11 protein-coding genes are annotated in these 9305 nt (G+C 54.0%); all 11 read right to left on the bottom strand.

Going from position 1 to position 9305, the window contains the following annotated elements:
• Positions 1–330 precede the first annotated feature (330 nt).
• Positions 331–654 carry a 50S ribosome-binding protein YggL gene (locus ABEA92_RS30910; protein ID WP_345689672.1) on the bottom strand — a complete coding sequence of 108 codons (324 nt, stop codon included), beginning with the start codon at positions 652–654 and terminating at the stop codon, positions 331–333.
• 26 nt (positions 655–680) lie between these two features.
• Positions 681–1262: a hypothetical protein gene (locus ABEA92_RS30905; RefSeq protein WP_345689670.1), complete on the bottom strand. Its 582-nt coding sequence runs from the start codon at positions 1260–1262 to the stop codon at positions 681–683.
• 1 nt (position 1263) lies between these two features.
• Entirely contained in the window at positions 1264–1767 is a 504-nt protein-coding gene (locus ABEA92_RS30900; protein ID WP_345689668.1) for a hypothetical protein, read from the bottom strand.
• Positions 1768–3013: 1246 nt separating this feature from the next.
• Entirely contained in the window at positions 3014–3295 is a 282-nt protein-coding gene (bamE, locus tag ABEA92_RS31470; protein WP_425572529.1) for an outer membrane protein assembly factor BamE domain-containing protein, read from the bottom strand.
• 121 nt (positions 3296–3416) lie between these two features.
• The gene (locus ABEA92_RS30895; RefSeq protein ID WP_345689666.1) at positions 3417–3905 is read right to left on the bottom strand and encodes an SMI1/KNR4 family protein; all 489 of its coding nucleotides are present in this window, start codon (positions 3903–3905) and stop codon (positions 3417–3419) included.
• A gap of 307 nt (positions 3906–4212) precedes the next feature.
• Positions 4213–5415 (bottom strand): IS91 family transposase, encoded by a 1203-nt coding sequence (locus ABEA92_RS30890; protein ID WP_345689674.1) that lies wholly within the window; start codon positions 5413–5415, stop codon positions 4213–4215.
• 11 nt (positions 5416–5426) lie between these two features.
• A complete protein-coding gene (locus ABEA92_RS30885) occupies positions 5427–6383 on the bottom strand; it encodes a tyrosine-type recombinase/integrase (protein WP_345689664.1) in 957 nt (318 codons plus the stop codon).
• A gap of 301 nt (positions 6384–6684) precedes the next feature.
• Positions 6685–7254, bottom strand: coding sequence for a hypothetical protein (locus tag ABEA92_RS30880; protein WP_345689662.1), 570 nt, complete (start codon positions 7252–7254; stop codon positions 6685–6687).
• A 96-nt stretch (positions 7255–7350) separates the two neighbouring features.
• Complete coding sequence (locus ABEA92_RS30875) at positions 7351–7968, bottom strand: hypothetical protein (RefSeq protein WP_345689660.1); 618 nt, start codon at positions 7966–7968, stop codon at positions 7351–7353.
• 36 nt (positions 7969–8004) lie between these two features.
• Positions 8005–8541: a hypothetical protein gene (locus ABEA92_RS30870; RefSeq protein ID WP_345689658.1), complete on the bottom strand. Its 537-nt coding sequence runs from the start codon at positions 8539–8541 to the stop codon at positions 8005–8007.
• Between the two features lie 98 nt (positions 8542–8639).
• On the bottom strand, positions 8640–9113 hold the full coding sequence (locus tag ABEA92_RS30865) for a hypothetical protein (protein WP_345689656.1): 474 nt from the start codon (positions 9111–9113) through the stop codon (positions 8640–8642).
• Positions 9114–9305 lie beyond the last annotated feature (192 nt).

Below are 9305 nucleotides of genomic sequence, written 5' to 3'. Positions count from 1 at the left end.
GATAGATGCCAACGTAAATATCGGTCACAGGGAACGCTGAAGACGCGGCAAGCCGCGCCGCGGCCATGGTTGGAACCCAGAACATCTCGTGGGTGTAGGCGTTCCATTTCGACAGACACGATTGCCGGACATCGTCAGGCAAAGCAAGCCATTCGTCATAGTTCTCAATCGTCATCAAGGACTGATCCTATGGCGTAACGGTAGAAATCACGGGGAACGGGCGAGCGACTTGCAAGCAGACGAGAAAACGGACCACCCGTTCTCCCGTGCATTTCATGGTTCGCCGCGATTGCGTCGGTGACATTGTAACAAGGCTGACGGCCAGCGTGTCTACGACGACCAACCGTACGATGCATCACGTAGCGGACCAGCCTGCGTGTTCAGTACGTCCGGTTGTTGATTGAGCCAGTCGAGCACGGCCCGCCGATCGGATTCGGTCGCTGCCCCACGGCATGGACCTTGGACGATCCCGGACCAAAGGCTGTTCCCACCGCCGCCAAATTGGAGGCCGTTGGACTCGATCATGTCGATGAATGTGTCCGTCAGCGAATCGATGTCATCGTTGCTGAGCGCTGGCGACATCTCAAATGTCAGCTCGAAGCAGTCTTCGCGGAACTCGCCAAGTCTGCGTTTCTTACGCAGGCGTTTTTTCACGTGCAGCCATTCTTCGTCGGCGAACGTTACCGATCAGCCGGCGGCGACGGTTGATCATCCACTTCAAAACGTGCGATTTCGCCGCTCGGTTGCATCGGATGGTTCGCCGCAGTCTCTGATGTCGCGTACACGCTTACCACGAGTTCGATACCGAGCGATCCAAGTCTGGCCAGCAACCTTGCAGGAAAATGATTGTACTGCCCCGCAGTCGTTATGGGGAAATCCCAGGAAAACTCGATTGTACAGCGACAACCGGGAATTGATCGGAGCAGTTGACGTAGACGTTGATCGTTTGAATTCAAGAATGTTTCGACATCTTGCAATTGCACCGGCACCGCGTCGCCGTCGGCCTCGGAGGCGGTCAAGTTGTACGTCGTGTCTATCTGTTGAATCTCGGTTTCCAAACGTCGGTTCCGTTGAGACCGCGCCGATTCCGTAAACGGAAGCTCGCACGCAGTAAGAGCATTGGCGAGCAATTGGCGTTCACCGGAGATTCGAATCACTGCAGGCAATCGGGCATCCTTCAGTCGGCGAACGGCGGAATTCACCGAGTACGGGCGAACAATGTTGTGATGACCAGAAATCGCACCACCCGTATTTCGGTGCAATTCATGGTTCCGCACTTTGTTGAGAGTGCGGAGGACGCAAAGAGAAATAGTCGGTCGCTATTGCATTGTCGCGAGTTAACGCAACGGACTCTAGTGTAGCCATATGCTGTGCATCGATGGGCACGTCGATTTGAAAATCTATAGCAGATGGGCGTTTGCGAATAGTCTCGGCCAATTGGTCAGGTCGCAAGGGTATGTAGGTGACAGTCCCGTCGACATCACGCAAACTGAGGCCGTCGATCAGGACAGACGACGCTAGGAACAGCACGACCAGTTCGTTTGTGTTAGGGCGGACCCACGAAGCCACAACGGATGGACGCTGTAGTGATTCAGGCGTTGATTTCGCGATAGCAATCAAAACCTCGCTATGAAAGCCAAATTGGTACACCTCGGGATAGGCACCGATCGCATGAAAGTCGAAAGAGTTGTCGATTCGTTCCGCCGTCGTAAATGGGCGATTCACGTGTTGATACGCTGCAATCGACAGCGCAGAGAGAAAAATCAAGAAAAAGCAATTTCCTGAGTGAGAATCGAATCAGCGTCAACCTCATATTGCGGAACGTTAACGATCAGCCGGCGGCGACGGTTGATCAACCACTTCACAACGCCCGACTTCGCCGCTCGGTTGCATCGGATTGTGCGTCGGCATGCGGTCGCCCTTGGGTTATTGAACCAGCGGTAAGCACGCCCAGAGCTGGGAAATTGTCAGCAGAAATGAAAGCGCCGAAACCGACCATTTGTACTCGACAGACCGGCTCTTTGCACGCCATGCAATTGCAATCGTAAGTACGGGCCAGACGATCCAAGTATAAGCTAGCGGGGCCAGAAAGGGGTAAAGGAAATCGCGTGTGGAATCGTCCATATGCAACTGCCCCGTATCCATCAATGAAAGTAGTGCACAACCACTGATAGCGAGAATGTGCGCGTAAATTGTCAACCGCAGGTGGGAATCGCTGCGGTGCGTATCGTTGCTCTTCAGCGGGTGTGAGTGCGCCGGTTCGTAGGGATTGGCAATCAAAGGCAGTGCCGATGCTGGGTTCAGGGATGGTACACAATCTATCGACGAACGTTACCCGTCACCGAGCTGGGAAGGTTGATGTTTCATTTGTAAAACCACGCAAGTTTGGCTTCGGTGCACGGGACGGTTCGTAGATCTATACGTCCAGTGGTTTCATGGGCCGCGATACGTTCCAAACAGCTGGGCAGTCCCGAACATCAGCCAGTATAGCCACCAAATCAGAATTTGCGTTAAGCGTAGTCCGATGATGGGATTACCGCGAATCCGTTTGACAATCTGGATAATCGGGACTGCAACGAACGCGAGAAGAGATCCAAAGAGATTGAGCGGATGGACCCAAACCCCGAATTCCGTAGCGAGTGCCGCGAGTGGCCAGTAATGAGGCGGCAATGTTAGCCACTGAATCGGATGTCCTGTTAGGCAAAGGCCCGTGATGAACGCCAGCGGGAAATGCCAACGGAATTGAAGCAAACGTCTAAACCCACCGGACTCGTTGCGAGCTCGTCCAGTATCGTGCGCCGGCGATTCGTATGGATTGATTTCTTCGATTGGACTTCAAACTCGACGAACGGTAGCGATGTGCGGGCGGCGGCGATTGACTTGCAAGCAGACAAAAGCGGCGACCACCGCCGCTCCGTCACCATCGCATGGTTATCGGCGATTATAGCGTGCATCGGCTGATGGTTGGCCCACGAACGTGCAAAACGTTGGCTGCACGTCCATGATGAACCAGTCAGAAAACGGTTTCATGGTCAACGTAGGATACGTTTCGGTTGGAATCAAAATGCACCACGAACCATCCAGGGTTGAACGGGCGGACGTATGCCCAGGACTCGTTTGTCATTCCATCATTTGGCGAACCAAGAATGGCGTAAACATCATGATGCGTCATTCCGGGTTGTATTTTGGAAGCGGTAGAAGTCGGAATCACGGGACCGAAGCAATGCCGAAGGCCGAAGATGGCTAATGCAACGATCCCAGTGACGATCAATAAAGCTTTCAGTGAGAATCGCATTTAACGCAAGAAGGCTCCAGTCCGATAACGCCCGGCATCACCGGGCGGGGAGAGTAAAGTTGTCCATTTCAAATCCGGCCGCAAGCCCCGCTCCGTGTGAATGCCATGGTTCTCCGCCTACTCATGACACGGACAGGAAATCCTGGATTCCAGCAGGGACGTGTCGCAAGAACTCATTTACGTCTTGAGCAGAGTCGAATTTATAGAGTTCGTGATTGAATTCAAAGACGCCGTCGAATGGCTCATTTGATTCGTCGAGCATGTACCCAATGCCATCGCCGTTCGCCCAATCAATGAATGGAAAGAATCGCTTTGCGTATTTTTCGTGGGTCTTTTTGAACCACCCTCGAACATCAGTCGAAAACTGCTCTATCTGTTCGCATGGGCGAAAGAACCAAGAAACGTCGCTAGGTTCATCGACGGGAGCAATCCCGAAACCATCAAGGGATGAATAGAACGATCTAAATTCTGGCGGAAGCTTGAAGCCAAGTTCAGTCTCCAGGTTCGCCAAGGTCTCATTGGATGCAGGAGGTCCCATGACGAGGTTGTAGTCACCGTCGGGATGTGCCATCAAGTGGTGCTGTTCAACGAGCGTTTTCCAGTCAGTCATCGTGTCCACAGTTCAGTCGGAGAACGAATTGCGATCTATCCGGCTTTTTTACAGACGGATAGATCGTGCGTTGAACGTGACCGCTTTGGGTCTTGGTGATTTCAATCGATTCTCGATTGAATCCAGTGACGATTTTAGCCGACACCGAACACGGGTTGCAAGCGTTTGGTGCGGCGTCTAGGCATGGTTTGGAGCGTTTTCACGCTGCTTAAGCGCGTCTGTCGGAGTGCAGTGCAGCGGTCATCGAACCGGGACCATTCTGGATCCCAATCTCGCTTTGTTCGTGGGCTGATGTGTTCACGACCAGTCATCCGCTCTCCTGATACCAGTGCGGACGACTAGGGCTGTGCATGGTTCTGCTCCAGCTTGGCTTGTCTTCCACGTAGATCAGCTCCAAACTGCCGCCACACTCGGCACATTCCTTCTCGGCGACTTCGCTCGGCTCGATGTCTTCATTTGAATCATCTTCAGCGGGACAGTCTCGTAAATCACGACACAATTGCATGTAGTCCTCGCAGTGCCGGTTGCTCCAACCGCCATAACGCCGCGTTTTCACGTAGCCGCGTGGCAGGACGTGAAGCGACCAACGACGAACGAATTCCACTCCGCTGAGCGGAACTCGAACCTGTTTGCGGTCGCCTCCTCGCGTCGTTCCCTCCCGTGCCATGAACGTCACCATGCCATCGTCATGTGAGACCAGGCGACGATCGGAGATCGGACCGCCAGTCAAGTAGCGTGCCAAGTACTTCAGCATCGTCTGTGAATCACAGTCACTCGTCGGAGGCGGCTGGATGTTCAGCCCCCAAGCAACGCTGGCAAGCTTTTCGAGCAACTTCTCGAATTCATCCTCGTCATTCAAGTCCTCGAACTCGCCTGTCAACTTGAGCTGACCATCGCGATGTAGTCGCCGCAGTCCCTCGATGAACCGTTTGCGATAGTTTCGCCGGAGTTCACTGGCGTCCACCAAGTGACGGGACGTTTCTTGTCCTTTGAAACGGCACCGTTTCCAATGCCCCACTTTCCGCAGCGATGGGCCACCACTTGGCACCACGGCATGAACATGCCCGTGCGCCTCGAGCTTCTGGTTCCAAGTATGCAGCACCATCATCGCGGCAGCCTTGTACCCTTGCTCCGCTTCGATCGTCTCACGCAGCGCACCCCAGCTCGTTCGAAACAGCAAGTCATAGATCGGCTTGCGGTTGCCCAACGCCAGTCGCGATAACTCGCTCGGCAACGTGAACACGACTTGAAAGTAGTCCACATCGGGCAGCAGCAACTTACAAGTTTTCTCTAGCCAATCGGCTCGCTTGCTGCCCGCACACTCCGAACAGTGGCGATCACCGCACGAGTTGTAGATCATGCTTTCAGCGTGACAGCTTTTGCATTTGAATTGACGGATCCCCAACGCCGATGTTCGGCACAGCGACAACTTCGCCAGCGTACTTTGCACTTGCGGGACCGCCGCCGAAGGGTGTTTTTCAACATACGCCCCAGCGTAATGGCGAAGCAGATCGGAGACCTTTAGTTGCGGTTTTTCGGCTTCTTTTCGTCCGCTTCCTCGTCGCTCATTGACTCGGGAAGGCTGGCATACTCGTCCTGTTTCCAGCCCGGCAGTTGCCGCACTGGCAGCAAGTCGATCGGACTCGGCGCGGATCCCAAGTGCGTCCGCCGTACGTGCAGATAGATCATTGTCGTTGCAAAGCTTTTGTGTCCAAGCAAGCGGCTGATCGTCAGCAGGTCGACGCCCGACTCCAACAGTCCCGTCGCGTAAGAATGGCGGAGCGTGTGCGGACTGACGCTCTTGTTGATCCCGGCCTCCTTGCCCGCCAGTTTCATCGCTTTGCGTAGCGAGGTGTCGCTGATCCCGCAGTCGGGCGTCTTGCCTGGAAACAGGAAGTTCGGGGGTTGCTCGACTTTCCAGTACTGACGCAGTTCCTGTAGCAACCTGGGCGAGATGGGTACGTAGCGAGTCTTGTCTCCTTTGCCGCTGCCGATCCGCAACTGCATCCTGGTCGAGTCGATGTCGGGGATCGTCAAGTTCGCTCCTTCGCTGTATCTCAGCCCACAGGCGTAGAGTGTCGTCAGACAGGTGCGAATTTTCAGGCTGGGAACACACTGCAGCAAGCCGTCGACTTCGTCAATCCCAAGCACAGTGGGCAATCGCTTGGGCCGCTTGCCAAAGGGGATCATCGCCACCGGCCACGGCTTGGGGTAGGTGGTCCGGTAAAGAAACCGTAGGCCACAAACGGCTTGGTTGAAGCTGCTCCAGCCGACTTTACGTTCTTCGATCAAGTGCAACTGGAACGAACGAACATGCTCAGGCGTCGCATCTTGCAGCGAAGTGCCATCGAGGAAGTCGCCGAAGCGGCCGATGTGGTACGTATACGCATCAATGGTTGCGTCGGCGAAATGCCGGATTTTCATGTCTTCAGCGAGACGCTTCGTATTTGCGCTGTGGCGATTTTGATAAGGAGTCATGACAAAGATCTAATGAGGGAGACAAGTCGCGAACGCTGAGTGCGTTTACAGGAATACTCCCCAGGATGCTTGCGCGTTTAAAAAGCGCAAGGCCATAATATCACTTTATTCGTCACAGCCGGACCACAAACAGGGACTTGCGTCTGAGGCAAGGTGCGAGGCATGCACGTTAGTGCAACAAAGAAAACGTGTTTGGCCAAGAAGCCAAACCACCGCTGTGCAAGGACACGAGCGAACGGAAACATCCAATCAACGCCGCATCAAAACAGACGTGCCCGACCCAAAGGGGTTAGGTTCAACGCTACCGATCACCGGGCGGCGGCGAACGTCGCAACCATTCCCAAAAAGCCCACCACCGCCGCTCCGAGTGCATCGGATTGTTACCCGTTTCGTGAGTACCGCTAGAGTGAGCTGAGTCCACAATATACTCGATTCGAGCAAGCAAACTATCGTCTCCAATTCGTTCGGCTAACGCGTAGGCCCAAGTAATGCCTTCCTGGCATTCATCGTTTGCGGTGTCGATATTACCAATTGCAGCACGTAGCGATCTCGCGGCAACATCGGCGACGTCACGAACCGATTTGAGCCGGTCCGACGATAGTTGTCCTAGTGCCGTTTCGCGGTCAGATTCGTCCAGGAACAGTCCCTGCGAACACAATTCAGCCTTGCCGGTCAATCGAGTCGCAGCATTCGCCGAAACGCGCAGTTCGCTATTGGGCAGATCACCGGAAGACGCAGTTTTCGCTTGTTCAATTGAGCGGTCGATTTCAGCCAGCGTTGCAGAGTCGGCAAAAGATGCGATCGCACCACGCATCTCTTGAGCGGCAGTGGCCAGTAGTCGAACACATTCTTGATGCGAGAGTTGAGGCATGCTTTAGTCGGGTAACGATCGGGTTCACCGGGCGTCGGCGGTTGACTTGCAAGCAGACAGAAAACCGTCCCACCGACGCTCCGGTGCAACCCACGGTTATCCGTCGAGTGTAAACCAAAATAGGCTAGAGCCCAACAAGACAGTGCCCAGGAACGCTGCGGAAGAAAGCTTCCGGGGCAAGCTTGGAGGTTCAAGCGGACGCTTTCGCCTTAGTGCGTAGTAACAGCAGAAAAGAACGAAAGAGGTCAGGATCGACAGCAGTTTGATCTTGAACATTGCAAGCAAATGATTCGCGTCGGCCGGATCAAGGAAGAATAGGTCTACAAAGGGATAAAGCAGAAGCAAGAGCAAGGCGAAGGAATCGGAAACCCGCGTGCCAATCAGGAAAAGCAGAACAGACAGTGATGAGATCAGGAAAAACGCTGGTATGTCAATGACGTAAACAGGGATGAAGCTTGCCGCAGCGTTGGGACTTAATCCCAGAGCAATGAACCAATTGCGAACCTCTAATGAATTATTGATAAACCAGGGGAACCACTTGAAGCCGAAGCACAACGCTGTTGTGCCGACCGGCACAGTGAAAACGCAAAGCACAGGCAGCACAAGAAGGTCAGTGATCGAGTATCGCAAATAAAAAGGGCCTTTCAGCGAATCGTGGGTCAATCGGATAACGCCAGCCGTAACCAAGCGGCGACGAAAGATTTTCAATTTCAAAACCGCCCGACTTCGCCGCTTTGGTTCACGGCTTGGTTACCCGCCTTTGTGCAGTTCGAGCTCTATGTTCACATCGGGGTTTTCGTCAATCGCATCAAGGTCATGCATACGAAAAATCAGACGTTGAGCCCCGAATCGCGCAGGTAGAGAGTCGAACGAACGAATAAAGTCTTTTTGATTATAATGTTTCGGGATCGTCCACGTCTCTCCGTACGCAACCTCTGGGATTATATACGACATCTGTAGCCGCATCAGAGCACTCGCCGCTCGCTGCCGGTCACTAACTGATAGTACGACAACATCCATCGGCAAATGCAAACCTCGATCATAGGCTTCCAGCCAGTATTCAAGTCCGAATGCTGAACCGAGGTCGTGTACGTCTCCAGTAAGTCGGTCCACGAGGACACCGCACGACCCAACAGGCAGGTCCACCAAGTCACCGGTGCGAAGATAATCCTTCGTTGTTACGTGAAAGTAAAAACCAAATGCGGTTTCTCTGAGAGTATCGCGTTCTACAGCGAAACCAGGCTCGATGTGCATCTCAGCCACGGTGAACGCTTCCTTGGGAGTCATGCTTCTCAGTCGGGTAACGGCCGGCATCACCGGGCGGGGAGAGTAAAGTTGTCCATTTCAAATTCGGCCGCAAGCCCCGCTCCGTGTGAATGCCATGGTTATCCGTCGCCGTGAATGCGAGTGGGGAACAAACGCTCAAGCATAGGCGTTAGAGCACGAAAAACAACAATGCAAGATACGCCAACTACGAGAAGCGTAAATGCAAAGAAGCCAAGAGGACCAGAACCCTTGTCGTTGAAGTGACGCTCATACCAGTCCCATTCGTACAGACGCATGAATACGGGCACAGTTGCGTATGACAAAACCACCGAAAGTACAGTAGTGATCGCAAACGCAAACCGACGTGGCCATGGTTCGCTAATGAGCAGAGAACCAATCGCCATGATCGCAGCGGCAGCTATAGGTGCCCACCAAACTACCGCGCGGCCGAGAAGCACTGAGCCACCTGCTGCAAAGCTTGCCGCGAACAGGACTGCGGGTATCGCGAAAGAGTCGGGAAGCACATTTGGATCGGGCGGTTCCGCTTTCCGTTTCGGACGGACGTAACCATCAGGTTGATGAGGATTCGTCATCGCCATATTTCAGTCGGATAACGGGAGCGATGTGCGGGCGGCGAAGGGTGATTGAAACACTTTGAAAAAACGATGCCGCCGCTCCGTCACCATCGCATGGTTATCGCAGATCGCAGCAAGCATGAATCGAGTATGGTTGCAGTGGCGTTCCGCCCCGTGGGTGGCCCGTCAAGCAGACAACCGTTGGGATCG

This window comes from Novipirellula caenicola (genome assembly GCF_039545035.1).
Taxonomy (GTDB): Bacteria; Planctomycetota; Planctomycetia; order Pirellulales; family Pirellulaceae; genus Novipirellula; species Novipirellula caenicola.
This window is presented reverse-complemented; position numbering and strand designations above follow the sequence as displayed.